We start from the raw sequence: 24,687 nt of genomic DNA, 5'->3' as shown, positions 1-24,687 counted from the left end.
GATAAGGTTTTTATATGAAAAATTACACATCAAAGTTGATTGGAGCTCTATCTATCTAAAATAGGCTCATTGAGATATTGAATGAGCTCAATATTTCTTCCGCTCTTACTTTGGAATAAAACCAGGAGGTATGGGGATTGCTTATGGAGTAAGATAATAGGAATCGTGCTGCCTATTGGTGATTCAGTTTGTCCTCCTGTTGTCTCAATTCCGAGAAAATAATTCTTATAAAGCCCCTCCCATATCCCCCCGATTACGTCTGTTGTCTGGTTCATAGATAAACCAGGTAGAGGTTTATCTTTATAAAGGTAAAGAGACGTTAAAGGGATGATGTAGTAGTCTTCGGGATGAATCTTATATTCTGTTATCATGGCTTTGAAAATCAATTGTGATTGTTGAATCATCGCATGGTCAAGGATATATTCCCATTCTTTTTCTTCCTCATTTGTTGCTTTTTTAAATGATTCAAGTGGGGTCATCGGTGAGTCGATCACATAGAGTTGATCATAACTCATTTCCTGTGCACTTCTAATGATGTCGTTAGGGTAATGAATTTCACCATAATGATAGCTGATTGCCTCATAATGACCGCTGTCTTCGCTAGTGAATTTCTCTTTTTGGAGAATCGTAGCCGTATTTTCTTTCCATGTGGAGATCGTATCAATTAAGCGACCTTCTTCATATAGAAAAGATAGATCCTGGCGAAGGTAGGCTACTTCACTAAGAGTAGATTCTGACTTCCAATTCAAGGTGTATTCATCTTCATCTTCCTGCGTTAGAATAGATAGAGAAGTATTTGCTGATATAAATGAGACGTCTGGATCGGGAGGGAAATACGTAAATGACTCTCGAACAGGATTATTATTTGTGTTAACAAGGATGAGAGCAAAAACTCCAATCATTCCTAACATTATCGTGTATTGTACTTTTTTGATCATCCCAAACCTCCAAATCATTAAGCTTGTCATCATATTTATGATGCTTAAAGCCAATTTATGAAGAGGGAATAACAATGAACGAGATTAAGCCTAAAGAGAGGATGAATGCAATGAATGACTATTTTCAAGCAGAAGAGCTTCTAAACACAACAAGGGATTTAGTGCGTATTCCAAGTCCGTCTGGCTTTACTGATGAAGTAATTAGTTGGGTAGAAGGTAGAATGCAGGAACTTAACGTCCCAACATACCGAAATAATAAGGGTGGACTTATTGCGACGATTGAAGGTGCTGATGCTTCTAAGCATCGCATGTTAACTGCACATGTGGATACCCTCGGTGCAATGGTTAAAGAAATTAAAAGTGACGGTCGTCTTCGCCTTTCTCTAATTGGAGGATTTCGCTTTAACGCTATTGAAGGAGAGTACTGTGAAATCGTTACTTCGACTGGGAAGCGTTATACAGGCACAATTCTTTTGCATCAGACATCTGTTCACGTGTACAAAAATAATGGCGATGTAAAACGTGATGAGCAGAATATGGAAGTTCGCCTGGATGAGCGTGTATTCTCGGTAGAAGATGTTGAAAAACTTGGTATTCGCGTTGGTGATTTCATTGCATTTGACCCACGAGTACAACTAACAGAGAGCGGATTCATTAAATCGCGACACCTTGATGACAAAGCAAGTGTTGCACTATTGCTCGCAAATATTAAAAAACTAAAAGAAGACAATATTACTCTTCCATATACTACGCATTTTTTGATCTCAAACAATGAAGAAATCGGTTACGGCGGAAATTCAAATATTCCGGAAGAAACAGTTGAATACATAGCGGTTGATATGGGAGCACTTGGTGACGGTCAATCTTCAGATGAATATACGGTGTCCATTTGTGCAAAAGATTCAAGCGGTCCCTATCATTATCGTTTGCGTAAGCATCTTGTTAGCCTGGCAGAAGAGTTTAATATCGCTTATAAGTTGGATATTTATCCTTACTATGGTTCAGATGCTTCTGCTGCGATTCGAGCAGGTGCAGACGTCCGCCATGCCTTAATTGGACCAGGAATTGATGCTTCACACGCATACGAACGCACGCATCAGGATTCAATGTTGCATACAGCTAATTTGATTTATAAATATCTTCAATCATCAATGATTGATTGAATTTCGGAAAGCCAGTCTCATTCATGAGGCTGGCTTTTTTGTGCCCAATTATTCAGCAGGTATGCAATGGTAAAGAATGGTGAATGATGGATATGAGGAGGGGGATCTATGTCTGATAAAAAAATAATTCATCCAGTTAGTCAGTCTTTTGAGAAGAATATAGATTTTCTACATAATGAGCTCGGCGTAGAAAAAAGCTTTGATGTTATTCAGCTTGATCTAGAGTATGCAGGAAGAAAAATGGCTATGTTTTTAATAGATGGATTTGTTAAAGATGATATTCTCCATTATTTGATGAAGCTTCTATCAAGACTTGAACCAGATCAGCTTGAACCAGATCCTCTTGAAAAGTTAATGAAAGTTCATATCCCGTATGTGGAAATTGACAGGCAGAAGGACCTTGATGTTGTTATGGACTTAGTGCTTGCAGGACCTACAGCACTAGTCGTAGAGGGTATGAGCGAAATTATTATGATTGATGCCAGAACGTATCCTGTTCGAGGTCCACAAGAACCAGATTTGGAACGAGTGACGAGAGGGGCACGGGATGGATTTGTTGAAACGATAATATTCAATACATCACTGACGAGAAGAAGAGTAAGAGATAAGACACTACGTATGGAATACATGCAGGTAGGCAGAAGATCAAAGACGGATATTTGTATCAGTTATATTGAAGATATAGCTGATCCGGAAATTGTGAAAAAAATTAAAGATTCCGTTAGTAAGATTGATACGGACGGCTTACCAATGGGTGAAAAAACGATTGAGGAGTTTATTTGTGGACGGCCACTAAATCCATATCCACTCGTTAGGTACACAGAAAGACCTGATACTGCAGCAATTCATCTTTATGAAGGGCATGTTTTGATTTATGTAGATGGTTCTCCTAGTGTATTAATAACGCCTACAACCTTCTGGCACCACCTTCAGCACGCTGAGGAATATAGACAAAAGCCTTTGGTTGGAGCATATATGAGACTAGTAAGATTTATTGCAGTGTGGATTGGTATCTTCATTCTGCCTCTCTGGTATTTGTTTGCTACAAATCCAAGGTTACTTGGTTCGAACATGCAGTTTATAGGAGTTGATGAGAGTGGCACTCTCCCACTATTTGTGCAGTTCCTTTTGATCGAATTAGGACTTGATATTCTGCGGATGGCTACGATACATACACCATCCGCATTAGCGACAGCGCTTGGTCTTGTTTCAGCTATTCTAATTGGTCAAGTTGCTGTAGAAGTTGGATTGTTTATAAATGAAGTTATTTTGTATCTTGCGCTTGCTGCAATGGGTACATTTGCAACTCCTTCTTATGAGTTAAGTCTTGCGAATCGACTATTTCGACTTGCTCTATTACTCCTAACGGCTGTCTTTGGAGTATCTGGATTTGTTGTTGGATTTACACTCTGGATGGTTCTTTTGGTCCGAACAAAGTCATTTCATATTCCTTATCTTTGGCCGTTTATCCCATTCTCTTATCGAGCCTTTAGAGACGTTATCTTCCGCTCTCCAATGCCAATTAAAAACAGAAGACCAACTGTGCTTCACCCGAAAGATCCAGATCGTTAAATCTAGAATGCATTCACTTCATAGAGGTGAATGCATTCTATTTGTGCTTAATCATTTTTTTTACAGTGAGGGATTGCTATAATAAGTGTGGTGAGGAAAATGAAAACAATATTTGATGTACAACAGCTTTTAAAGCGATTTGGTATGATTGTCTATACTGGGAATAGGTTAGGCGATCTTGAATTAATGGAAGAAGAGCTTCAAGAGATTTATGAGATGAAAATGGTTGAACAAGATGATTATCTTGTCGCTAAAATGATTCTTCGAAATGAAATCAGCAGGGAGAGAGACAAACCATGAATCAAACAATTGAAACCATGCTCGCTCATCGCTCGATTAGAGCTTTTAAAGATGAACAGCTGACTGATGAACAGGTCTTTACGCTTGTAAAAGCGGCTCAAGCTGCATCAACATCGAGCTACATCCAAGCGTATTCAATTATAGGCGTTAAGGATCAAGAGAAAAAGAAGAAGCTAGCCAAACTAGCCGGTGAACAAAGTTACGTTGAAAAAAATGGTCATTTCTTTATTTTCTGCGCTGATTATCATCGTCATCATGCCGCAGCTGAAATGCATGGGACATCCATTACAGAAACAACTCAAACAACTGAGAAGTTTATGGTTGGATTGATTGATGCTGCACTAGCAGCTCAAAATACTAGCGTTGCGGCCGAATCGATGGGTCTTGGTATTTGTTATATTGGAGGAATTCGGAATTCACTTGAAGAGGTTAGCGAACTATTAAACCTACCGAATTATGTTGTTCCATTATTTGGGCTTAGTGTTGGCTATCCTGATCAAGAGCCCGACGTAAAACCTCGTTTACCGCTTGATAATATTTATCATGTTGATGAATACGAGCAGGATAACGATGCGTTTAAAGATAGTTTAAGAGAATACGATCAAACGATTTCCGCTTATTACGAAGCTAGAACGGGTGGACAACGCAAAGCTGGATGGTCTTCACTTATGGCGAATAAATTAACCACTCCGGTTCGAACATATATGAAAAAGTTTCTCGAGAACAAAGGTTTTCCATTGAAGTAGTGATAATACTGTTAAAAAGGGTGGATGAAGATGAGAGATGAGAAGTGGTTAATTGGTGTTGATTTAGGTGGAACGACAATTAAACTTGCCTTCCTAAATTATTATGGTGAAATTCAACACAAATGGGAAATACCAACAGATAAATCGGAAGAAGGTCGTCATATTACGATGCATATTGCTCGCGCGATTGACGATAAAATAGAAGAGATCGGTGTTAAAAAAGATCATTTTGCTGGAATTGGAATGGGTGCACCTGGGTTTATTGAAATGGAAACAGGGTTTATCTACCACGCAGTTAATATAGGGTGGAGGGATTTTCCATTAAAAGATAAGTTGGAGCTAGAAACTGGGCTTCCTGTGATTATTGATAATGATGCAAATATAGCTGCACTCGGTGAAATGTGGCGCGGTGCAGGTGATTGTGCAAGAGATTTACTTTGCGTTACGCTAGGTACCGGTGTTGGTGGGGGAATTATCACCAATGGTACAATAATTCATGGTACGAATGGGATGGCTGGAGAGATTGGTCACATCACATCGATTCCTGAGGGAGGAACATCGTGTAACTGTGGTAAAACGGGTTGTCTTGAAACGGTAGCGTCTGCAACAGGAATTGTTCGCATTGCAATGGAGGATCTCCAATCTCATAAAGAAAGTAAGCTTTATGTTACATACCAGGACAATCATGAGTTAACTTCTCGCGATATTTTTGAAGCTTCAGAATCACAAGATGATTATGCGATCAATGTGGTGCAAAATGTGACATTCCACCTCGGTCTTGCCATAGCGAACCTAGCCAATTCATTAAATCCATCTAAAATAGTAATTGGTGGGGGAGTTTCTAAAGCAGGCGAAGCTTTGCTAACTCCATTAAGGGAACAATTTGAGAAATACGCGCTCCCACGAGTTAAAGAGGGTTCCGATTTCGCGATTGCTACTCTGGGTAATGATGCTGGCGTTATTGGCGGCGCGTGGCTCGTAAAAACAAAATTGATCAAATAGTCCCGACACACCTCTCAAACCCTATAATAGCAAGGTTTATGAAGCGGTCAATCGATTTTGACTGCTTCTTTTTTTGTGAAGTAGAGAAACAAATGAAACTTTTTACAGGGCTCGTTCGTTATATGTAATGGACAAGGAAGACAGAATCAGAATCTAGAAGTAAAGAAATAATAAAAATAAGGACAAAAGTTAGTTGATTAAATTTCTTAAACATACTACAATTGCGTTTATGTATGGTCGAAGAAACACATGGTAGCTTTTCCTTATAATCAACTAAGGGGGTACTAAGAAAATATGAAAAAGCTACAAAATAAGTATTCATTCTTTTTCATCGTAGCCTTTATGCTATGGTTAAAAACGTATCTAGTGTATGAATTCGCATTTAACATTGAACCAGAAAATAAAATGGAAGGGTTTATCCTATTCCTTAATCCGATTAGTTCTGTTTTGTTATTCCTCGGTTTTGCACTATTCGCCTCACCAAAATATCGCAACAGAGTCCTACTAGTTATCAATTTTATCGGATCGTTTATTCTATTTGCTAACGTAGTATACTATCGAGAATTTACAGATTTCATCACAATTCCATTGTTGTTCCAAACAAATAACATGGGCGAACTTGGTAACAGTATTGCAGAGCTTGTAAGCGGTTTTGATTTCTTATTGTTCTTTGATGTGGTTATTCTAGCTGTATACTTATTCGTTCGCAAAACAAAAGTGTATGCAGTGAAAAAGAAAGAAATTGCAATTGTATTTGCAAGTGCAATAGCACTCTTTGCAATTAACGTTGGACTTGCTGAAACAGAACGTCCGCAGCTTCTAACGCGTACATTTGATCGTGAAATGTTAATCAAGTACATTGGCACATACAATTACCATGTTTACGATGCTGTCCTTCAATCGAAAGCGAAAGCACAGCGAGCATTTGCTGACGGAAGTGAAATAGTTGATATTGAGAACTATGTGAAAGCCAACCATGTAGAGCCAAATCCTGAAATGTTTGGAAAAGCAGAAGGAAAGAACATCATTCTTGTTTCATTAGAGTCTACTCAGAGTTTTGTAGTGAATGAAGAAATTGATGGAGAAGAAATTACACCTTTCCTAAATGATTTAATTGATGAAAGTTATTATTTCCCTAACTTTTATCATCAAACAGCACAGGGGAAAACATCTGATTCAGAGTTTATTCTTGAGAACTCTCTTTATGGACTACCGAGTGGAGCTGTATTCTTCACGCATTCTGGAAATGAATACAACGCTTCTCCAGAAATCTATAGTGAACACGGCTATTATAACGCTGTATTCCATGCAAACAACAAAAGTTTCTGGAATCGTGATGTGATGTATGATTCACTTAAGTACGATAAGTTCTATGATATCAATGATTTTACAGTAACACCTGATAATTCAATTGGTTGGGGATTAAAAGACGAGTATTTCTTTGACCAATCAATTAAATACCTTGAAACGTTACCTGAACCATATTATGCAAAGTACATTACGCTAACAAATCATTTTCCTTTCTCACTCGAAGCAGAGGATGAATATATTCCTGAGTGGACATCAGAAGATGGAACTGTTAATCGATTCTTCACAACCGTTAGGTATCAGGATGAAGCAGTGAAGAAATTCTTTGAGCGCATGAAAGAAGAAGGTCTTTACGAGGATTCTATCTTTGTTATGTTTGGAGACCATTACGGGATTTCTCAGAACCATAATAAAGCAATGGGAGAGTTTCTAGGAAAAGAAATTACTCCGTTTGAAACAACAGAGCTTCAGAAAGTACCGTTGGTTATTCATATTCCTGGTCAAGAAGGAAAAGTAATGGAGCAAGTGAGCGGACAAATTGATCTAAAACCAACAATCATGCATCTACTTGGGATTGATACGAAAGATATGATTAAATTCGGTAATGATCTATTTGCAGAGGAACAGGATAATTTTACAATCCTTCGAGATGGAAGTTTTATTACCAAAGACAATTTGTATACCAATAACGTCTGCTACGATAAAGAAACAGGAGAGGAAACGGATAAAGCTGCCTGTGAACCATACATGGAAAAAGCGAAAACCGATCTAGCCTATTCTGACAAAATTGTTTACGGCGATTTACTCCGTTTCTTAGGAAAACATGATGATCAATCACCTAAGACAGAAGACAACTAATTTTACTTTACTAACCATACCTTTCTAAGGTATGGTTTTTCTTTTGTATCAACGCATATACCCAAATACAGGTCTCATATCATAGTATGAAGGCAATAATTGCGGGGGGATACAGAATGCAAATAAGAGTGAAAAGTGGGGACAGCCTTTGGAAATACAGTCGTGTATTTCAAATACCACTCAGGCTTATATTAGATAGCAATAACCTGGAGGACCCTAATCAGCTCATGATTGGTGAAATGATTCAAATTCCAGGATATGTGACGAAGGGCTATACAATTAAGAAGGGTGATACCCTGTGGAAGATTGCTGGTTGGTATCAGGCACCGCTTGACGGTGTACTTTTGCTTAATGATGCCAATCCGTTCGCATTAATGCCAGGTGAAAAAGTAAATATCCCTATTCGTGTTACATGGTCCCTCGTTAATCCAATCCAAAGTTATGACTATAATACCTTAGTTAAAGATATCCGTAAGCTACTTGCCGTGTATCCATTTATGAAACAAGGCGTGATAGGTGAATCGGTTATGGGAAAACCGCTGCCTGAATTAGTGTTAGGAAATGGAAAAAAGAAGGTACACATGAATGCTTCCTTTCATGCCAATGAATGGCTTACTTCAGCTCTGTTGATGAAATTCATAAATGATTATGCTCGCGAACTCACAAATAGCCAAATGTTAAGTGGCGTATCACTTCCACCGCTTTATGAGTCTACATCATTGTCACTTGTACCAATGGTCAATCCGGATGGGGTCAATATTGTCATTAATGGCTTACCTGAGGAAGAGCCTTATCGGACGCTGGTAGAAGATATCAATAATGGAAGTGATCAATTTAATCGATGGAAAGCAAACGTTCGAGGCGTAGATTTAAATAATCAATATCCTGCTAAATGGGAAGTAGAAGCACAGCGGAAGCCAACTAAACCATCTCCAAGAAATTACCCGGGAAAAGCCCCTCTAACTGAACCAGAAGCGATTGCCATGGCAGATTTGTCAAGACGAAAGAAGTTTGATCGTGCTCTCGCATTTCATTCCCAAGGTGAAGTCATTTATTGGGGATATGAGGGAATGGAACCACCTGAGTCAGAAAGACTTGTTACGGAATATTCGCGCCTAAGTGGATACACCGGCGTCCGCTATGTTGATAGTTATGCGGGTTATAAAGATTGGTTTATTAAAGAATTTCGAAAGCCAGGTTTTACAGTAGAGATTGGGAAAGGCGAAAGTCCTCTTCCCCTTTCACAATTTAGTAAAATATATCAGGATACGATTGGGATATTTCTTTCTTCTTTATACATGTAAGAGCATTGCTTGTATTTTAGGCTATTTTTTGTAATAATAAAACTAATTTCATAATGTTTAAGACTAGGGGTGCCTTCAAATTGGAGAGGCTGAGAAAAGGAAACCGTTATTTCCTTTACCCTTGAACCTGATCTGGTTTGTACCAGCGTAGGGAAGTCGGTAGCGGTTATTATACTACCCCATTCCATACGTGGAATGGGTTTTTTTAGTTATTGAAGTATTTTTCATGAATGAACTCACTATTTTATTATCTTCGAGGAGGGTACCTATGAAAGATTTTCAATTGTATGTTATTACAGGGGAAGAATTTCATCCCACACGTGATGTAGTAGAGGTGATGGAGGAAGCCATTCAAGGTGGAGCAGATTTAATTCAGTTACGTGATAAGACGAATTCCAAACGGATCGTACTAGACAAAGCAATGAGACTCAGAGAGTTAACAAGAAAATATAATATTCCTTTTATTGTGAATGACCATATTGATATTGCAATTGCAGTTGATGCAGATGGCATTCATCTTGGTCAGGATGACATGCCGCTAAACCTTGCAAGAGAAATTGTAGGTAAGGATAAAATAATTGGCCTTTCTACTCATCGCATTGAAGAAGCTCGAGAGGCTGAGCGAGGTGGAGCAGATTATATAGGGGCTGGGCCAATATTCTCTACTAAAAGTAAGAGCGATGTAGTCGATCCTGTCACAACATCTTATCTTAAAGAAGTTGTTTCAGAAATCAGCATACCATTTGTTGCAATAGGTGGAATTAAACTGCATAACGTAGATGAAGTCGTGAGTGCTGGAGCGAATCGCATCTGTGTAATTAGTGAAGTGGTTGGGAGTGTTGATGTTAAAGGAACGTGCGAACTGTTCGTCCAGAAGATTGAAAAAAGGGTGAATCAGTCATGAATCTTTTAATAAATGGAGAAACGTATCATCTTGATGTAACAACATTAAAAGAAGTTGTTACATATTTTGGGCTCCAAGAAGGATTAGTTGTGACAGAAATAGATGGGAAGATCATAGATCGATCTAAATGGCTGAATACAAAAGTCGAGGATGGTATGACAATTGAGCTAGTTCATTTTGTTGGGGGAGGGTGAAATACATGGAAGATAAGCTAACGATTGCTGGTATACAGTTATCATCACGTCTTTTTCTAGGAACAGGAAGGTATCCCAATCCATATGTTCAGAATCAAGCAATAGAAGCATCTGAAGCAGAAGTTCTTACTTTCGCAATTAGAAGGGTGAATTTAAGTGATTCTAGTGAAGATGCTATCCTTCAACATATTGAAGGCAAGTCATTTCGTTATTTACCTAATACCTCTGGTGCAACAACGGCAAAGGAAGCGATCCGGATTGCGCGCTTAGCAAAAGCATCTGGATTAAGTAATTGGATTAAAATTGAGATTAGTGATAATGAGAAAACGCTTATGCCAGATCCTATTGAAACCTTAAAGGCGACAGAGGTTCTTGCTCAAGAAGGGTTTATCGTTCTTCCGTATACGTCAGATGATCCAGGACTTTGCTACAGACTTCAGGAGGCTGGAGCGGCGGCAGTTATGCCAGGTGGTTCACCAATTGGTACAGGACTCGGAATATTAAATCCCTATAACATTGAAAGGATCACGGAACAGCTTAATGTTCCTGTTATCGTAGATGCAGGACTTGGAAGCGCCTCAGATGTGACGAAAGCGATGGAACTCGGGGCAGAAGGCGTTCTTCTTAACACTGCAATTGCAAAAGCAAGAAATCCAGTAAAGATGGCTGAAGCTGTTAAGCATGCCATTAATGCGGGAAGATTATCTTATTTAGCTGGCAGGATTCCAAAGAAAAAATATGCAACCGCAAGCAGTCCAATTCTTTAAAAAGGCAAGAGGGAGGCTTATATGGCAAGGATAACGATCGTAGGTGGAGGGGTTATTGGACTATCAATTGCATATGAGTGCCAGAAAAGAGGGCATGACATGACCATTGTTGAAGCAGAGGAATGTGGAGGACAGGCTTCAGGAGCCGCTGCAGGTATGCTCGCTCCTTATTCTGAGATTGAAGAAGATCCCGATGACTTTTTTAGACTGTGTCAGCGAAGTCTTCAGTTATTTCCTGCATGGCAGAATGAAATTAAACTGGCTGCACAGGTGGACTTTGAATATAACGAAAGTGGAAGTCTTTATTGTATTTTTCATGAAGCCGATCGTCTATCGCTTGAAACAAAGAAAGCCTGGCAGGAGAAATTCGGAGTTGAATCATATCTTCTGAGTGGCAACGATATCAGAGAAAAAGAACCGGAGTTATCTCAAGAAATTGTAGCTGGTCTATGGTGTCCAGAGGAATCACATATCTATGCACCTGATTACGTTTCAGCTCTACTTCAAGCTTGTCGAAATACAGGTGTTCGAGTAATTGAACATGCGGGAGAAGCGACGCTTGGAGACGATAACGTAGTCTTAGCTGAGCATTATGAAATAGAAGCTGATTATACAGTTATTGCAACTGGGGCCTGGACAATGAACTGGGAAGAGAAGCTTGGTTGTTCTTTGCCTGTATACCCAATCAGAGGGCAAATTTGTGCTTATGAAGGCCCTTCGCTTCAGCACATCATTTTTACAAGTCAGGGTTATCTTGTTGCAAAAGAAAACGGATCATTGGTGGCAGGTGCTTCTGAAGATATTGCGGGATTTAATACAGATATTACTGCACATGGAATTGGTCGTCTTGAGAAGTGGAGCAAGAAAATAGTTCCAAAGCTAATTAAGGAAACACCATTTCATACATGGGCCGGTTTGAGACCTGCAACACAAGACGGGTTCCCTCTTATTGGGAGGTTGCAGCATAATCCAAAGATTATTCTAGCAACAGGACACTATCGAAATGGTATTTTGCTTAGTCCTGTTACAGCAAAGATTATTGCAGATGAAATTGAAGGAAAAGCACAGGAATTAGCGATAGACGATTTTCGACCAGAACGTTTTCAGCTTACTTAATAGGGAGGGATGGAAATGAGAAAAACATTAACGATAGCGGGTTCAGATAGTGGGGGGGGCGCTGGGATTCAGGCGGATTTAAAGACATTTCAAGAGCGAGATGTATTTGGTACAAGTGTTATTACAGCTATAACAGCACAAAATACGCTTGGCGTCCACAAAGTATACCCTCAAACAGTAGAGGCAGTTCGTTCCCAACTTGATGCAGTGCTTTCAGATATAGGAACGGATTCAGTGAAAACAGGCATGCTTTTCTCAAAAGAAATAATTCTTACTGTGGCAGAGAAAATAAGAGAGTATCAAGTGCCTAATTTAGTAATTGATCCTGTTATGGTTGCAAAAGGTGGAGCATCTCTTCTTCGAAAAGAAGCCATTCTTGCTTTAAAGGAAGAGTTAATCCCACTGGGGAAAGTTATTACTCCTAACCTTCCGGAGGCATCTGAGCTACTAAATGGTCAGCCAATTACGTCGATTGGCGAAATGGAACAAGCAGCTAAAGCGTTACATCGAAGTGGAGCGGAAGCTGTTTTAATAAAAGGCGGTCATATGGAAGGCGCTACTTCTATTGATGTGCTGTATATCAATAATCGATTTCATCATTTCGAATCTAATCGAATTGATACGAAGCATACACATGGGACTGGCTGTACGTATTCAGCATGTATCGCAGCAGAACTTGCAAAAGGTAAAACGGTGCCAGAAGCTGTTTCAATTGCAAAAGATTTCATCACTGCGGCGATTACACATTCTCTACCTATTGGAAAAGGAATAGGTCCTACAAACCACTCAGCCTATCGCCATTTTGTGGCTACAGCAATTGAACGATAACCCTGCATTCATTGCAGGGTTTTTTAAATCCTATTTTGTAATGGATTGTACTTTTGAAAGAAGTTTTCTATAAAAACTCACACTTAACTGGTTTGAGCGGAAGGTGAACTTTGAAAAGGTAAGGTGTAAGTGTTGATTTTAAAACCATTTAGAATGGTGAATAGAAACATAATATGATATAAACGATAAGAGAAACCTATTTTATAGAAAGGTTGTCCAATGAAAACAATAATTGAAGCAAGAAATGTGAAAAATGAACGAGTGGATGATGTTCATTTCGAATTGATGGAAGGAACACTAACCACTATCATTGGTCCATCAGGTTCTGGTAAGAGCAGTTTATTAATGTTACTAAATAGACTAGAAGATCCTGATGAGGGAGAAATTTATATCAAGAGTAAGAAAATCGACCAGTATCCAATTAGTGAATTAAGGCGCGATATAGGTATGGTTTTTCAACAAGCCCATTTATTTGATGGCACAGTAGAAGATAATTTGAAATTCGGTCCTCGTCTTAAAAAGCAATGGAGTAAGAAAATGGGATCTGAACTACTTGAGAAAGTGCAGCTGCCTGTTGATATTTTAACGAAAGATGTTAGTCATTTGTCGGGTGGTGAACAGCAAAGAGTGGCCTTTGCTAGAACGCTCGCGAATGATCCTGAAGTGCTATTGCTTGATGAGGTGACAAGTGCGTTGGATATGCGTACAGTCGAGTGGATGGAAAAGTTATTACATAGGCTCGTTGATGAAGAGGGGAAGACCATTCTTATGATTACTCATGATTTGAAACAGGCGGAACGGTTGGGGAGCTATACCTTGTTTATGAATGAAGGGCGTTTGGAAGAACAAGGCGAAACGAGTGAATTGTTTCGTCATCCAAACTCTAATGCTCTAAAGAAATTTATTGAGGCTTAGCGTATGACAAATATATCCAACCTATCGCTGTTAACGATGATTCTTTTTGTCATGATACCCGTATCCCTTTCTTATCTATATTCACTTGGAATTGGTAAATCGGCCATCTGGTCGTCGCTTCGTGGTGTAATTCAACTATTTTTGATAGGCTATATTCTGACTTTCCTGTTTTCCATACCTGATTGGCAGGGAATAGGATTGTGGGTAGCTGTTATGTTAGTGATTGCTTCATTGCAGGCTAGCAGGAGAGGGAAAGGCATTCCATATGCATTTCTTTTGTCATTAAGTTCATTAATTTTAATTGAGGTTTTTGTTCTTTCACTATGGATTGTATTTGATATCATCCCGTTTCGTTCTGAACAGGTTATCCCTATGAGTGGGATGATTATTGGAAATAGCATGGTAGCCGCAGGACTAGCATTTGAACGAATGAAGAATGAGTTTCAAAGTAATCAAGGTAAGGTTCTTGCTGCGTTGTCACTTGGAGCTAATGCTTCTCAAGCGTCACAAATGATTATACGAAAGACGATTCGAGCAGCGATGATACCAAATGTAGATAGGTTGAAAACGATAGGACTTGTTCAACTCCCTGGTATGATGACTGGGTTAATTCTTGGGGGTGCTTCGCCTATTCAAGCGATCCGATATCAAATTGTGATATCCATTAGTGTCTTTTCAACAGTTTCTATATGTGCGATGATCATATCACTTGTTACTTATCGCTTTTTCTTTAATAAGAATATGCAGTTACAAACGATTGAAGGAGGGAATGACTAATGGCAATTGTAGACGTTACAGTAATTCCGATTGGCACAGAAAGTCCGAGTGTTAGTAAGTATGTAGCAGATGTACAGAAAATACTTGATTCTTACACCGATCGAATTTCATATCGTTTAACACCAATGAGTACACTCATTGAAGGAGATTTACAAGATCTTCTAGAGGTAGTACAAGCTATACATGAAGCGCCATTTCAAGCTGGAATTGAGCGTGTTGCAACGAACATCCGAATTGACGATCGACGTGATAAGAAAGTGAAGATGGATGATAAACTTAATTCTGTAAAAAAACATTTAACATAAAAAAAACAGCCTTAATGGCTGTTTTTTTTAGTGGCCTCCGCCGCCCCCAGATCCGAAAAGAATATCGATCATTGTAGCAACAGTGAAAGCTCCAAAGACTAGAACCGTTAGTCCTGCAAAGGCAAGACCCATAAAGTTCTTTTCACGAAGTGAGCGGAATACGCCCCATACGCAAAAAATTGTAACGATTGCAAAAATAATGGCTAAACCCATTCGGAATACCTCCCTATCCATGCACTCTTAATCAGTATACCCGGAAATATGCTATGGCATGGTTAAATCTGAAATTTTTTAACTTGAAGGGTATGTACTATAAGTCCTTTCTTATTTTAACCGTTTTCTTTTCGTTTGTCGAGGTGTTATTCGACCATAAATTTAAGTTGAATGCCATATGCTCGAGCAATTCCCTCTACTAATTCAATGTAACTTTGATCAATATAGAAAATATTTTGATCTTGGGCAATTAAATGTTCTTCAAACTGAAGCTTAGCCATTTTAATTTCCTCTTCTTCTCCTTGTTTTATGCTAAAACTTGTCACCATATTATTGTAGAGGTAATAGTCATGATTCTGAGATATGAAACCATAATCTGTGAAAATGGCAGTAGGTGTGGCAACTTTTGAAAGGGGAAGGAGTGTATAGCATTCTTCATATACGCCTTTGGAGATATAGTAATCTTTAAGAGCACGTGCTTCTTGCTTATTCGAAATAATAACAAGTTGTTTATCGCGGTCAATCACTGTTGCCAGTTCAGCTGTTTTTTTAACAAGTTGCGCTGTAAATCCAGGTAACTTCCCTTTAGGTGGTTTCATTTCAACTCCGTAAACGGGGTTCATTCCGAACATCTCCTTTTGTACAACCTTTTGTATAGTGTAGAATAAGAACCATAATCTTTCAATGGAGGCGATTGACAATGGAATGGAAGCAAATGCCTGTCGGTCCTGTACAAGCGAATGCTGGATTGCTGTGGAATGATAAGAACGAAGCACTACTAATTGATCCTGGTGCAGAAGGAGGCAGAATAAAGCGGAAAATCGAAAAGTTAGAGTTAAAACCTATAGCTATTCTCTTAACACATGCCCATTTTGATCACATTGGTGCTGTTGATTTAATGCGAGAGACATACCAAATTCCAGTTTATGTCCACCAATATGAAGAGAAGTGGCTGTCAGATGCATCATTAAACGGTTCGAAGCTATTTCCTGCTGTTGAGAATATTGAAGGGAAACCCGCAGATCATCTCATTGATCATGAAGGCGAAATGACAATCGGTTCATTTACGTTTCAAGTCCTACAGACCCCTGGCCATTCTCCTGGTAGTGTCTCATTCTATTTTAAAGAATCAAATATAGTATTCTCTGGAGATGCTTTATTCGCAGGAAGTATTGGTCGAACTGATCTTCCAGGTGGAAATCAGAAACAGCTGCTAGAAAGTATACATACTCGCCTTCTTGAACTACCTGAGCAAACGATTGTCGCATCTGGACATGGACCTGTCACAACAATTGAACAGGAAATGGTGGGAAATCCGTTCCTTAATGGGTTCTCTTTATAAGTGAAGGACCTTCTAGAAATTATAAGGAGCGAGATTAGGCATAGTGTCGATAATTCGATAACTTATGAAAAGTACATGTCATTAGCTTTATATCACGAACGATTTGGGTACTATCGTATTGATAAGCAAAAAGTAGGGCGTAACGGTGACTTTTACACGTCTACAACAGTTCATGACGTATTTGCACGTGTTATGGCAAGTGTAATTTGTAAGGATTTTTCAAACAACCTAATGGACCCCGTGATTGTTGATGTTGGATCAGGAGACGGAAGATTCATACAAAGTTTTCTTAAAGAAGTTAAGAAAATTGATGCCTTGTTATATAGAAAGCTCACTTATTATGTTATTGAATCAAGCCCGTATCATCAAAGATTAATTAAGGAACGAGCAGATTCAGCTAATATAAGAATTTTTTCTTCTCTTACGGATCTTCAAGAGGAAATGCCAAAGTTAAATGGTCTTATTTTCTCAAATGAATTGTTAGATGCTTTCCCTGTTAGAGTATTAGAACAATATGAAGGTGAATTATTGGAAGTATGCGTCGGTCTTGATGATGAAAATAAGCTTATAGAGGTTTACAAACCATGTACAGACGTAGAAACAGGAACATGGATGAAGCAATATGGATATCCAATCTCTCGTAATCAACGTTTTGAAGTGCCTTTAAAAATGACGGACTGGTTGCACCGCACTTGTAAGTGGTTATCGAGTGGGAAAATCTATACCATTGATTATGGTTATTCAGATGTAGAATGGAAAGATCCTGCTAGAAGGAGAGGGAGCTTGCGTGGCTATCACAATCATCAGCTTATCACTGATGCACTTCGATATCCTGGTCAGATGGACTTAACAACGCACATTCCAATCGACACTGTTCGAAAGGTTGGAGAACAACATGGGGTTAACTGGATTTCTTGTGAACCACAGGGAACGTTTCTTTCAAAAAATGGTCTGTGGGATTATCTCATAAAGCCAAATCCTGATAAGCCATTTTCACTTGAACAGAAACAGAATCGAGCGGTAAGATGGCTTGCAGAATCCAACCAATTTCATGTTATGGTGCAAGAGAAAAATAAACATTAAAAAGACGATGCCGCTAAGCATCGTCTTTTTAATGTTCTAATTAATGTCCACCTGAGCCAGGTGTCATCATGAACACAGACCAGTATGAAAACCCGACCATAAATAATGTTAAGTATACACCAAAAATATACAAATAAGTACGTTCTGTTAAGTTTAAGTAACTTAACGCTAAAAACATGCCGGCCTGGCCAAGGAACAGCAATCCTAATACTGGCATCCCACCGACAAAGCCCATTAGTGAGAAAATGCCGGTCCAGAAAGCTAAAACTCGGTACATTCTAGGCATAAAAAGTTCCTCCCTTGCTCGTTCATTCCCCATACATATCGTATTATATATGAGTTCCTGTCAAAAAGTAAATGCTAGTCTTATGGCAAAATCGTGTCTTTCATTAATTAACCTTGAAAAGGGTTCCAATTTATTATCCCAAATCGTTCACAAAAATACAAATCTTTTTCTTGTACAATATTTGTTTAACTGTTGTATAATGTGGGTAAATATTAATCATCAACGGAAAAACGAAATCGGGAGGAATTAAAATGGAAGATAAATTATTATTTTATACGTACCCAAGTTGCACATCGTGTCGTAAGACAAAAGCGTGGTTGAAAGAAAATGGTGTGGATTTTGAAGAACGTCATTTATTTAAAGACACTCCATCAATCGAAGAACTGAAAGAAATTATTACCTTGTCTACTGAAGGTATTGAAGAGATCCTCGCTAGAAGAAGTAGTTCATTTAAAGGGCTTGATATTGAAATTGAAGATCTAACTCTATCTGAAATGTTAGAACTAATGCATAATGAACCGAAATTACTTAGACGACCTATAGTAACAAATGGTAAAAAACTAATTGTTGGATATAACAAATCTGGTTTACAGAACTTAAAGCAACGCAAAAAGAAACTTGCAGTTGTTTCCTAAATGAAATGGCTGGGCTAGCTGGATTCGAACCAGCGCATGACGGAATCAAAATCCGTTGCCTTACCGCTTGGCCATAGCCCAAGAGTTAATTTCCCTGTTAGTATGATCAATGAAAAAAGATCTTATACAAAAGGTCCGATTTTTTTCTAACCAGCTTAATTTAGAGTGTTTCAGTATAGGTAGTGGAATATTTATCTTATAAATAAATTCAACTACCAATAATTTAGGTTAAAAGGAATGTCCTATAGAATTGGTGAATAAGATAAACCATAATCCATGTCACAGCGATATGTGGAAAATATTCCGCGTGTCGCTTTTTTGTGTGTGATGAGAAAGTGATGACTGATTAAAGAAAGTTCGAGATTATCAATCTGAAATAAGTTATTCTGAGAGTATAAGTGTGAGAAGGGTGTGATGCTATATGACATGGAATCAGAACTTCATAGAAACAGATCGAGGTACTTTTGAAGTATTCTCAAAAGGGGATGGACCACCTCTCTGTGTAACACATCTGTACTCTGAGTTTAACGAGAGCGGTGATTACTTTGCGGATACTTTCTCCGAGAGTCATACGGTGTATTTAGTTAATTTAAGGGAAGCTGGAAGGTCAGATGTTTCAAGGGCACCACATGAACTATTTATGATCGAATCAGTCTTTGACCTAGAAAGTATTCGAAGAGCACTACGAATAAACCAATGGGTATTTGCGGGTCATTCTACAGGAGGAATGCTTGCTTGCGTATATGGTATCCATGCTTCCTCATCGCTTAGAGCAATGATTGCTGTCGGAGCAGCAGCAAGAGAATATGGGTCATCTTCAGAAGCATGTATTTATCACGAGGAACATCCCGACTATCATTTAATGCAAGATTACATTGAAACATTGAAAGACCCAGAACTTGATGAGAAAAAGCGGAAGTTTATTTCAGAAGCACGAACAAAGCTCTCGCTGTATAAACCTGAACAGTATGATAACTATTTCTCTAAATCTATACATAAAAAGATGGCAACAGCTCGTATGAACTTTTTTGCGAGAGAAATTCTTCAGTTTGACGTAACAAAGCAACTTCACCATGTGAACGCACCAACATTAGTGATGTGTGGGAAGTATGATGTCCAGTGTCCTCTTGTGTTTTCAGAAGAGATGGCTGCAGAAGTACCTGGAGCACAACTGGCGGTTTTCAATAATAGTAATCATTATCCATTTCTTGAAGAAGAACAGACATTCAAAAGAGTGGTCCATCAGTTTATTGAAGAAGTTAATGAACTCTCTTCATTTCAATTATAATTTTTTTCAGGATGAGAAGGAATTGTCACGTAGCTGGCGAATCCTTCTTCTTACGGTTTTAAAAATCTTGACTGATTTTGCCGTCAATCGAACTGGAAGGAAGGTGTGTAATTGCTGAACATTGAAAAAAAAGGTCAGGAGATCATTAAACAAGCAATGGAGGTAGGGGCGTCAGATGTCCATTTCCATCCGAAAGAAAAGGGAGCGCTCATACAGTTTCGCGTCGATCATCGACTTTATGATGCAATGTGGCTTCCGTTAACAGTGTGTGAAAAGCTTTTATCACATTTTAAATTCCTGAGTGGCATGGACATTGGTGAAAAGCGTCGCCCTCAGAATGGTGCAATGGACATGATTCTCTATCCTCGAAAGCTTCACCTTCGTTTGTCTACCATCCCCACTCCGTATCATGAAAGTCTCGTTGTTCGAATTCTTCCACAGGATGAAACCCATACCTTTAAAGAGCTATTTCTTTACCCCTCAACAGCTAATCGACTCCTCCAAATTGTTAGTTGCAACAGTGGGCTTTTTATGATTACAGGTCCAACGGGATCAGGTAAAACGACCACTATGTATTCACTTCTCCAAACGTTAAGCATTAAGCGCCATAGACGCGTCCTCACAATCGAAGATCCCATTGAGAAAAGAAATCCTGATTTTATACAAATGGAAGTAAACGAGAAAGCGGGTCTCTCCTATTACGAAGGCTTTAAAGCAGGTCTTAGACACGATCCAGATATTCTAGTTGTCGGTGAAATACGTGACGAGCAAACAGCTCAACTCGCCATAAGAGCGAGTATGACCGGGCATTTAGTCGTTTCTACACTTCATACTGGTAGCACGCTTGAATGCATTCCAAGACTTCTTGAATTTGGAATTCCTCTCCATTACATTGCCCAAACATTAAAGGGTGTCGCTACACAAAGACTTGTGCCTCTAAAATGTCCTTATTGTAAGGTTTGTTCTTTAGAATGCTTAAAGCGACGGAGTCGTAGAAAGCTTGCTGTTGTTGAAATCCTTGCAGGTTTGCATCTACAAAAAGCTCTCAACGAGCCTGAGACCTTATCAATACCAGGTCAATCCACCATTAAAGATTTAATTCTTCGAGCATATGCACTTGGTTATATTCAAAAAGAAACAGTAGAAAAAGAACTGGGGTTATGGAATCGTGAAACGATCCAATTGGAAGCTTGATCGGAAAGCGGATTTTCTCTCCCGCATAGGAAAAATGCTGGAAGAGGGATATTCTCTTGCGAAGGCACTTGAAGTATATGCGCTATATCAGAATGATCAAACACGCACCAACATAGAAACAATCATGAACAGGCTGAAGGAAGGGGATTCATTTCACGCTGTGCTGTCTGATTTCCAATTCCCACCTGATATTCTTTCTTACTTGTATATGTCTGAGCAACGAGATTTTGCTACTGGAATATCAGCCTCTGGACAATTAATGAAAACGAGAAGTGAATGGCAAAAGCGGCTTAGAAGTACTTTAGCTTATCCAATCTTTCTCTTCTGGATGACCGCGATAATGTTATTCGTGGTAGGAAAGTACTTATTGCCTCAGTTCAATACACTGTATGAATCCCTCGATGTTCCTTTACCGCTTGTATCAAGAATTTTCATGAAGCTCGTTCAAATTATGCCTGCGATTGTAGGAATTGTTTTTCTTATTTGTATCGCGTATTACCTCTCATCATTAATGAAAAATAAGCGAACTTCGGCAGTTAACAAAATGCTCTTCTATAGTAAACTCCCTTTGGCGCACCTTTTCATTCCCCTTTACCTCACGCACCATACTTCTCTCCATCTCGGACTTCTTCTTCAAAGCGGTCTCTCAATTTCTGAAGCATATGTGTTACTTAAAAAACAATCTCATTTTATATTCTTTCAGGAGGAAGCTGAGCGCGTCTCAAGGTCGTTAATGCGAGGGGAGCGACTCGAAGTTTTATTTGATAACAGTCGATTATATGTTCCGGAGTTTAAAGAGATCCTCATGCATGGCCAGGCTAGTGGGAATCTAGGAAGTGAATTAATTCTATATGGGGAGGTGGTAGGTGAAAGATTCCAGGAATTAGTAAAGAAAGGATTTGTCATTCTCCAACCCGTTAGCTTTGTTGGTGTCGGCCTCGTCGTAATGCTGATGTTTATGTCTATTTTATTGCCAATGTTTTATTACTTACAATCCATTTAGGGAGGAAATTGAACGTGAGAAAATTAGTTCATTTAGTGAAACAGGAAAAGGGATTTACGCTTATTGAAATGATGATTGTTATTATGATCATTTCCGTATTGTTACTCATTGCTGTACCGAGTTTAACGAAAAACAATGAGGTAGTTGAGGATAAGAGTTGTGAAGCGACTGCAAAAGTTGCCCAGACACAGGTGGCTGCATATAAAGCAGATCATAAGACCTATCCTGCTTCAATCGAAGTCCTAGTTACTGACGATTATTTAGATATGGATGATGCATCATGCCCTGGTGGACAACCACTAATTTTAACAGGGGGAAAAGTGACAATTGGTGCTAAACCGACATCGTAATTGGCTTACTCCAAAAGGTTACACGCTTATTGAAATGCTCATCGTTCTCTCCGCATTCTCCATTCTCCTTTCACTTGTCTTTCTTCAAATTTCACCAACCCAAACGGCCTCCTCGACTCGTCATTTTATCGAAGAGATGCAAGCGGATATTCGATATGCTCAGGAACTGTCTTATACAGATGGAAAATCGCACCGATTTTCCATCTCAGCTGATACCCATACGTATAGTATCCAAAGTACCGCTTCAAACGTTATTAAAACACGTGATATCCCGAAACATATTTCAATTGAGAAAGGGACGCTTGGATATCAGATTGTATTTGGTGCAAATGGTAACGTCCAAAAAGCAGGAACTCTTTTTATCAAGGCTGAAGAGGAGGAGTATAAGCTTGTTGTTCAGGTTGGCGCCGGTCGTTTCTATCTTGAGAAACTGTAAAGGATATACATTACTTGACGCGTTAACGGCTTTATCGATTTTAAGCGTTTTATCCGCAAGTGTACTTCCACTATATACCAACATTTATGAAGAGCGCTCAACCATTAGAGAAAGAAAAGAGGCTACGATTCTGCTAGGACAATTTTGGAATGAACTTGTGTTAGAAGAAATGGCACCACCTAAAGAGCGAACAACAGATGATGTCACGTACACTATTAAGGAATCTTCAAATCAGCTTTGTGTATTCTTTCAAGGTACTCCAAAAAGAAATACAGTCATTTGTAGGAGTTTGCCACATGAGGAATAGTCAAAAGGGTATGACATTGCTTGAATTAATGCTCACAGTGACGATTCTTGTGGCAATTGTAAGTGTACTGCCTATTCTCATGAATGCAGCAGTTAAAAGTACAGGTGGTGATCTTCAGCATCAGGAAGCGCAATTGTTTTTTCGTCTTTTCTGTAAAGAAGTAAGGGAAGCTTCTCGGATAACAATAGTCGGTGATAACGTAGAACTATTGAAAACGGATGGAACACGTGCACTATATGAACGTTATGGATCGTCAATCAGAAGAAGGGTGAATGGAACTGGGCATGAGATTGTACTACAGCATATTAGGAAGTTGAAAGTTGTACAAATAGGAAAGAAAGTGACAATTGAGGTGGAGCTTCAAAATGGAGAAAGTCAGAAACGTATTGTTTTCCAGATTGCAGATGAGGCTTAATGAGCTAGGGTATATGACAGCTATGGTGATGCTCATTAGCACACTTTCCGTTGGATTCATTTTACATTTATGCACGATCACACAAAACGAAAGAGAGTTTCTTAATCGAGAAGAAGAGCAAGATAGAAAGGAATCCTTGCTAGTCCTAGGGATGAAAGATACAATTTCATATATAACTAAAAGTGGCAGTGCAGCTACTGAACAAACGTATACTTATGAAGAAGGTTCAGTCACGTCAGTTATTTATTTGCAATCGACTGATGAATTGAAAATAAAGCTGAATGCAGCTACGCAAACAGGTACCCGTATAGCAGCTACATTTTACTATAATGTAGTAAAGGGAAAAGTCACGAAGTGGGGAGAAGAATTAGGATGAAGGCAATATATTTAACAGGATTTATGGGGTCGGGCAAAACGACAGTTGCTGAAAAGTTATCATTCGAGTTAGCCGTACCTGCTATTGATACGGATCACCAAGTTGAGGAAGTAACGGGTAAAGCGATTCCAGACATCTTTTCATCAGAAGGAGAAGAGGCCTTTCGTAAGTATGAAACTGAGTCACTCAAGACCATACCAAATAAAAATGTCGTTATTAGTACAGGTGGAGGAATTATTCTTAAGAAACAAAATAGAGAATTTATGCGGAAACACGGAACCGTTATTTACTTGCATTGTGAGCCTGAAGAAATTTTAAAGCGTCTTGAAGGTGATTCCTCAAGACCATTGCTCTCGGGTGAAAACAGACAAGCGAAGATTCAGTCGATTTTCTCTGAACGTCTTCCATTATATCGTGAAGCGCATTTTGAGATTGATACGACTAATCGTTCTGTTAGTGAGATCGCTAACGAAATACAAGGTTTTATTGGTTAAATTGATTAAAATCTGGGCATCCTAATGGTAGAACATACTTACAAAAGGATGAGTACAATGTCATCAAATGATCTAGTGAAATATATGACGCAGCAAGTGGTTTCTTATATTGATCAACCAAAAGAAAAACGGAAGGATCAGCGTGCTGAACGTAAAGCATCGAAACAGCCCTTTTTGTTCCGTTGGTTTGGCATCATTCCTATGGCGATCTCCATGTTTGTGAAGAAGGAAAATCGTTAAGCTCGGACAATTGTCCGAGCTTTTTTTA

At 38.9% G+C, this 24,687-nt stretch carries 32 protein-coding genes, 1 tRNA gene and 1 riboswitch; of the genes, 28 read left to right on the top strand and 5 right to left on the bottom strand.

Annotation, left to right across the window (positions count from 1 at the left end; genetic code table 11):
* Nucleotides 1–47: 47 nt before the first annotated feature.
* Nucleotides 48–938 carry a hypothetical protein gene (locus FBF83_RS12730; protein ID WP_136947536.1) on the bottom strand — a complete coding sequence of 297 codons (891 nt, stop codon included), beginning with the start codon at nucleotides 936–938 and terminating at the stop codon, nucleotides 48–50.
* A 110-nt stretch (nucleotides 939–1,048) separates the two neighbouring features.
* Between FBF83_RS12730 and FBF83_RS12725 the strand changes: the two genes are divergently transcribed.
* The 15 genes from FBF83_RS12725 to FBF83_RS12655 all read left to right on the top strand — a co-directional run bounded on the left by FBF83_RS12725 (nucleotide 1,049) and on the right by FBF83_RS12655 (nucleotide 14,997).
* Nucleotides 1,049–2,101 carry a M42 family metallopeptidase gene (locus FBF83_RS12725; RefSeq protein WP_136947802.1) on the top strand — a complete coding sequence of 351 codons (1,053 nt, stop codon included), beginning with the start codon at nucleotides 1,049–1,051 and terminating at the stop codon, nucleotides 2,099–2,101.
* Between the two features lie 108 nt (nucleotides 2,102–2,209).
* Nucleotides 2,210–3,673: a spore germination protein gene (locus tag FBF83_RS12720; protein WP_136947535.1), complete on the top strand. Its 1,464-nt coding sequence runs from the start codon at nucleotides 2,210–2,212 to the stop codon at nucleotides 3,671–3,673.
* A gap of 99 nt (nucleotides 3,674–3,772) precedes the next feature.
* Nucleotides 3,773–3,973: a YqgQ family protein gene (locus FBF83_RS12715; RefSeq protein WP_136947534.1), complete on the top strand. Its 201-nt coding sequence runs from the start codon at nucleotides 3,773–3,775 to the stop codon at nucleotides 3,971–3,973.
* Nucleotides 3,970–4,719 (top strand): oxygen-insensitive NADPH nitroreductase, encoded by a 750-nt coding sequence (gene nfsA, locus FBF83_RS12710; protein ID WP_136947533.1) that lies wholly within the window; start codon nucleotides 3,970–3,972, stop codon nucleotides 4,717–4,719. Before FBF83_RS12715 ends, nfsA begins: the two co-directional genes overlap by 4 nt.
* A 24-nt stretch (nucleotides 4,720–4,743) precedes the next feature.
* Complete coding sequence (locus FBF83_RS12705; protein ID WP_136947532.1) at nucleotides 4,744–5,721, top strand: ROK family glucokinase; 978 nt, start codon at nucleotides 4,744–4,746, stop codon at nucleotides 5,719–5,721.
* A 294-nt stretch (nucleotides 5,722–6,015) separates the two neighbouring features.
* Entirely contained in the window at nucleotides 6,016–7,887 is a 1,872-nt protein-coding gene (locus tag FBF83_RS12700; protein ID WP_136947531.1) for an LTA synthase family protein, read from the top strand.
* Between the two features lie 116 nt (nucleotides 7,888–8,003).
* Complete coding sequence (locus tag FBF83_RS12695) at nucleotides 8,004–9,191, top strand: M14 family metallopeptidase (RefSeq protein WP_136947530.1); 1,188 nt, start codon at nucleotides 8,004–8,006, stop codon at nucleotides 9,189–9,191.
* Between the two features lie 55 nt (nucleotides 9,192–9,246).
* A riboswitch (TPP riboswitch) is annotated at nucleotides 9,247–9,362 on the top strand.
* Between the two features lie 97 nt (nucleotides 9,363–9,459).
* Nucleotides 9,460–10,095, top strand: a complete 636-nt coding sequence (thiE, locus tag FBF83_RS12690; RefSeq protein WP_136947529.1) for a thiamine phosphate synthase — start codon at nucleotides 9,460–9,462, stop codon at nucleotides 10,093–10,095.
* Entirely contained in the window at nucleotides 10,092–10,289 is a 198-nt protein-coding gene (gene thiS, locus FBF83_RS12685; RefSeq protein WP_136947528.1) for a sulfur carrier protein ThiS, read from the top strand. Before thiE ends, thiS begins: the two co-directional genes overlap by 4 nt.
* A gap of 5 nt (nucleotides 10,290–10,294) precedes the next feature.
* A complete protein-coding gene (locus tag FBF83_RS12680; RefSeq protein ID WP_136947527.1) occupies nucleotides 10,295–11,056 on the top strand; it encodes a thiazole synthase in 762 nt (253 codons plus the stop codon).
* 21 nt (nucleotides 11,057–11,077) lie between these two features.
* Nucleotides 11,078–12,172, top strand: a complete 1,095-nt coding sequence (gene thiO / locus FBF83_RS12675; RefSeq protein ID WP_136947526.1) for a glycine oxidase ThiO — start codon at nucleotides 11,078–11,080, stop codon at nucleotides 12,170–12,172.
* Nucleotides 12,173–12,181: 9 nt separating this feature from the next.
* On the top strand, nucleotides 12,182–13,000 hold the full coding sequence (gene thiD / locus FBF83_RS12670) for a bifunctional hydroxymethylpyrimidine kinase/phosphomethylpyrimidine kinase (RefSeq protein ID WP_136947525.1): 819 nt from the start codon (nucleotides 12,182–12,184) through the stop codon (nucleotides 12,998–13,000).
* A gap of 219 nt (nucleotides 13,001–13,219) precedes the next feature.
* On the top strand, nucleotides 13,220–13,915 hold the full coding sequence (locus tag FBF83_RS12665; protein ID WP_136947524.1) for an ABC transporter ATP-binding protein: 696 nt from the start codon (nucleotides 13,220–13,222) through the stop codon (nucleotides 13,913–13,915).
* 3 nt (nucleotides 13,916–13,918) lie between these two features.
* Nucleotides 13,919–14,692: an ABC transporter permease gene (locus FBF83_RS12660; protein ID WP_136947523.1), complete on the top strand. Its 774-nt coding sequence runs from the start codon at nucleotides 13,919–13,921 to the stop codon at nucleotides 14,690–14,692.
* A complete protein-coding gene (locus FBF83_RS12655) occupies nucleotides 14,692–14,997 on the top strand; it encodes an MTH1187 family thiamine-binding protein (RefSeq protein WP_136947522.1) in 306 nt (101 codons plus the stop codon). Before FBF83_RS12660 ends, FBF83_RS12655 begins: the two co-directional genes overlap by 1 nt.
* A gap of 27 nt (nucleotides 14,998–15,024) precedes the next feature.
* On the opposite strand, the gene FBF83_RS12650 is transcribed toward FBF83_RS12655, so the two are convergent.
* Entirely contained in the window at nucleotides 15,025–15,210 is a 186-nt protein-coding gene (locus FBF83_RS12650; RefSeq protein ID WP_136947521.1) for a DUF2759 domain-containing protein, read from the bottom strand.
* Between the two features lie 146 nt (nucleotides 15,211–15,356).
* Nucleotides 15,357–15,833, bottom strand: coding sequence for a hypothetical protein (locus FBF83_RS12645; RefSeq protein WP_136947520.1), 477 nt, complete (start codon nucleotides 15,831–15,833; stop codon nucleotides 15,357–15,359).
* A 77-nt stretch (nucleotides 15,834–15,910) separates the two neighbouring features.
* On the opposite strand from FBF83_RS12645, the gene FBF83_RS12640 reads away from it, so the two are divergent.
* A complete protein-coding gene (locus FBF83_RS12640) occupies nucleotides 15,911–16,552 on the top strand; it encodes an MBL fold metallo-hydrolase (protein ID WP_136947519.1) in 642 nt (213 codons plus the stop codon).
* A 75-nt stretch (nucleotides 16,553–16,627) separates the two neighbouring features.
* Entirely contained in the window at nucleotides 16,628–17,635 is a 1,008-nt protein-coding gene (locus FBF83_RS12635) for an SAM-dependent methyltransferase (protein ID WP_136947518.1), read from the top strand.
* Nucleotides 17,636–17,675: 40 nt separating this feature from the next.
* On the opposite strand, the gene FBF83_RS12630 is transcribed toward FBF83_RS12635, so the two are convergent.
* A complete protein-coding gene (locus FBF83_RS12630) occupies nucleotides 17,676–17,921 on the bottom strand; it encodes a DUF2626 domain-containing protein (RefSeq protein WP_136947517.1) in 246 nt (81 codons plus the stop codon).
* Between the two features lie 251 nt (nucleotides 17,922–18,172).
* Here FBF83_RS12630 and FBF83_RS12625 point away from each other — a divergent pair, with 251 nt between their 5' ends.
* Complete coding sequence (locus tag FBF83_RS12625; protein WP_136947516.1) at nucleotides 18,173–18,556, top strand: Spx/MgsR family RNA polymerase-binding regulatory protein; 384 nt, start codon at nucleotides 18,173–18,175, stop codon at nucleotides 18,554–18,556.
* Between the two features lie 6 nt (nucleotides 18,557–18,562).
* Here the strand turns inward: FBF83_RS12625 and FBF83_RS12620 are convergent.
* Nucleotides 18,563–18,637: transfer RNA gene (locus FBF83_RS12620), tRNA-Gln, on the bottom strand.
* A 340-nt stretch (nucleotides 18,638–18,977) separates the two neighbouring features.
* Between FBF83_RS12620 and FBF83_RS12615 the strand changes: the two genes are divergently transcribed.
* The 10 genes from FBF83_RS12615 to FBF83_RS12575 all read left to right on the top strand — a co-directional run bounded on the left by FBF83_RS12615 (nucleotide 18,978) and on the right by FBF83_RS12575 (nucleotide 24,659).
* On the top strand, nucleotides 18,978–19,844 hold the full coding sequence (locus FBF83_RS12615) for an alpha/beta fold hydrolase (RefSeq protein ID WP_136947515.1): 867 nt from the start codon (nucleotides 18,978–18,980) through the stop codon (nucleotides 19,842–19,844).
* Between the two features lie 111 nt (nucleotides 19,845–19,955).
* A complete protein-coding gene (gene comGA / locus FBF83_RS12610) occupies nucleotides 19,956–21,038 on the top strand; it encodes a competence type IV pilus ATPase ComGA (RefSeq protein WP_136947514.1) in 1,083 nt (360 codons plus the stop codon).
* Nucleotides 21,013–22,041, top strand: coding sequence for a competence type IV pilus assembly protein ComGB (comGB, locus tag FBF83_RS12605; protein ID WP_136947513.1), 1,029 nt, complete (start codon nucleotides 21,013–21,015; stop codon nucleotides 22,039–22,041). The genes comGA and comGB overlap by 26 nt, the downstream gene beginning before the upstream one ends.
* A 14-nt stretch (nucleotides 22,042–22,055) precedes the next feature.
* On the top strand, nucleotides 22,056–22,391 hold the full coding sequence (gene comGC / locus FBF83_RS12600) for a competence type IV pilus major pilin ComGC (protein ID WP_255436058.1): 336 nt from the start codon (nucleotides 22,056–22,058) through the stop codon (nucleotides 22,389–22,391).
* A complete protein-coding gene (gene comGD, locus FBF83_RS12595; RefSeq protein ID WP_169525431.1) occupies nucleotides 22,372–22,827 on the top strand; it encodes a competence type IV pilus minor pilin ComGD in 456 nt (151 codons plus the stop codon). Before comGC ends, comGD begins: the two co-directional genes overlap by 20 nt.
* Entirely contained in the window at nucleotides 22,814–23,134 is a 321-nt protein-coding gene (locus FBF83_RS20915) for a type II secretion system protein (protein ID WP_169525429.1), read from the top strand. The genes comGD and FBF83_RS20915 overlap by 14 nt, the downstream gene beginning before the upstream one ends.
* Nucleotides 23,124–23,549: a ComGF family competence protein gene (locus FBF83_RS12590; protein ID WP_169525479.1), complete on the top strand. Its 426-nt coding sequence runs from the start codon at nucleotides 23,124–23,126 to the stop codon at nucleotides 23,547–23,549. The genes FBF83_RS20915 and FBF83_RS12590 overlap by 11 nt, the downstream gene beginning before the upstream one ends.
* Entirely contained in the window at nucleotides 23,500–23,925 is a 426-nt protein-coding gene (gene comGG / locus FBF83_RS12585; RefSeq protein ID WP_136947509.1) for a competence type IV pilus minor pilin ComGG, read from the top strand. The genes FBF83_RS12590 and comGG overlap by 50 nt, the downstream gene beginning before the upstream one ends.
* The gene (locus FBF83_RS12580) at nucleotides 23,922–24,419 is read left to right on the top strand and encodes a shikimate kinase (protein ID WP_136947508.1); all 498 of its coding nucleotides are present in this window, start codon (nucleotides 23,922–23,924) and stop codon (nucleotides 24,417–24,419) included. Before comGG ends, FBF83_RS12580 begins: the two co-directional genes overlap by 4 nt.
* Before the next feature lie 57 nt (nucleotides 24,420–24,476).
* Nucleotides 24,477–24,659: a YqzE family protein gene (locus FBF83_RS12575; RefSeq protein ID WP_136947507.1), complete on the top strand. Its 183-nt coding sequence runs from the start codon at nucleotides 24,477–24,479 to the stop codon at nucleotides 24,657–24,659.
* The last annotated feature ends 28 nt before the right edge of the window (nucleotides 24,660–24,687 follow it).

The organism is Guptibacillus hwajinpoensis, from assembly GCF_005144865.1.
Classification (GTDB): Bacteria; Bacillota; Bacilli; order Bacillales; family Guptibacillaceae; genus Guptibacillus; species Guptibacillus hwajinpoensis_A.
The sequence above is the reverse complement of the archived record's forward strand: the minus strand, read 5'-3'. Positions and strand labels throughout refer to the sequence as shown.

Coding starts and splice junctions, on each gene's coding strand:
- FBF83_RS12655 (WP_136947522.1), top strand. CDS start 14,692: ATGGCAATTGTAGACGTTACAGTAATTCCGATTGGCACAGAAAGTCCG.
- FBF83_RS12580 (WP_136947508.1), top strand. CDS start 23,922: ATGAAGGCAATATATTTAACAGGATTTATGGGGTCGGGCAAAACGACA.
- comGG (WP_136947509.1), top strand. CDS start 23,500: ATGGAGAAAGTCAGAAACGTATTGTTTTCCAGATTGCAGATGAGGCTT.
- FBF83_RS12725 (WP_136947802.1), top strand. CDS start 1,049: ATGAATGACTATTTTCAAGCAGAAGAGCTTCTAAACACAACAAGGGAT.
- nfsA (WP_136947533.1), top strand. CDS start 3,970: ATGAATCAAACAATTGAAACCATGCTCGCTCATCGCTCGATTAGAGCT.
- thiO (WP_136947526.1), top strand. CDS start 11,078: ATGGCAAGGATAACGATCGTAGGTGGAGGGGTTATTGGACTATCAATT.
- FBF83_RS12575 (WP_136947507.1), top strand. CDS start 24,477: ATGTCATCAAATGATCTAGTGAAATATATGACGCAGCAAGTGGTTTCT.
- FBF83_RS12630 (WP_136947517.1), bottom strand. CDS start 17,921: ATGCCTAGAATGTACCGAGTTTTAGCTTTCTGGACCGGCATTTTCTCA.
- thiS (WP_136947528.1), top strand. CDS start 10,092: ATGAATCTTTTAATAAATGGAGAAACGTATCATCTTGATGTAACAACA.
- FBF83_RS12660 (WP_136947523.1), top strand. CDS start 13,919: ATGACAAATATATCCAACCTATCGCTGTTAACGATGATTCTTTTTGTC.
- FBF83_RS12640 (WP_136947519.1), top strand. CDS start 15,911: ATGGAATGGAAGCAAATGCCTGTCGGTCCTGTACAAGCGAATGCTGGA.
- FBF83_RS12695 (WP_136947530.1), top strand. CDS start 8,004: ATGCAAATAAGAGTGAAAAGTGGGGACAGCCTTTGGAAATACAGTCGT.
- FBF83_RS12590 (WP_169525479.1), top strand. CDS start 23,124: ATGAGGAATAGTCAAAAGGGTATGACATTGCTTGAATTAATGCTCACA.
- thiD (WP_136947525.1), top strand. CDS start 12,182: ATGGAAATGAGAAAAACATTAACGATAGCGGGTTCAGATAGTGGGGGG.
- FBF83_RS12720 (WP_136947535.1), top strand. CDS start 2,210: ATGTCTGATAAAAAAATAATTCATCCAGTTAGTCAGTCTTTTGAGAAG.
- FBF83_RS12635 (WP_136947518.1), top strand. CDS start 16,628: ATGTCATTAGCTTTATATCACGAACGATTTGGGTACTATCGTATTGAT.
- FBF83_RS12705 (WP_136947532.1), top strand. CDS start 4,744: ATGAAGATGAGAGATGAGAAGTGGTTAATTGGTGTTGATTTAGGTGGA.
- thiE (WP_136947529.1), top strand. CDS start 9,460: ATGAAAGATTTTCAATTGTATGTTATTACAGGGGAAGAATTTCATCCC.
- FBF83_RS12625 (WP_136947516.1), top strand. CDS start 18,173: ATGGAAGATAAATTATTATTTTATACGTACCCAAGTTGCACATCGTGT.
- FBF83_RS12715 (WP_136947534.1), top strand. CDS start 3,773: ATGAAAACAATATTTGATGTACAACAGCTTTTAAAGCGATTTGGTATG.
- FBF83_RS12680 (WP_136947527.1), top strand. CDS start 10,295: ATGGAAGATAAGCTAACGATTGCTGGTATACAGTTATCATCACGTCTT.
- FBF83_RS12730 (WP_136947536.1), bottom strand. CDS start 938: ATGATCAAAAAAGTACAATACACGATAATGTTAGGAATGATTGGAGTT.
- FBF83_RS12615 (WP_136947515.1), top strand. CDS start 18,978: ATGACATGGAATCAGAACTTCATAGAAACAGATCGAGGTACTTTTGAA.
- FBF83_RS12650 (WP_136947521.1), bottom strand. CDS start 15,210: ATGGGTTTAGCCATTATTTTTGCAATCGTTACAATTTTTTGCGTATGG.
- FBF83_RS12665 (WP_136947524.1), top strand. CDS start 13,220: ATGAAAACAATAATTGAAGCAAGAAATGTGAAAAATGAACGAGTGGAT.
- FBF83_RS12645 (WP_136947520.1), bottom strand. CDS start 15,833: ATGAACCCCGTTTACGGAGTTGAAATGAAACCACCTAAAGGGAAGTTA.
- FBF83_RS12700 (WP_136947531.1), top strand. CDS start 6,016: ATGAAAAAGCTACAAAATAAGTATTCATTCTTTTTCATCGTAGCCTTT.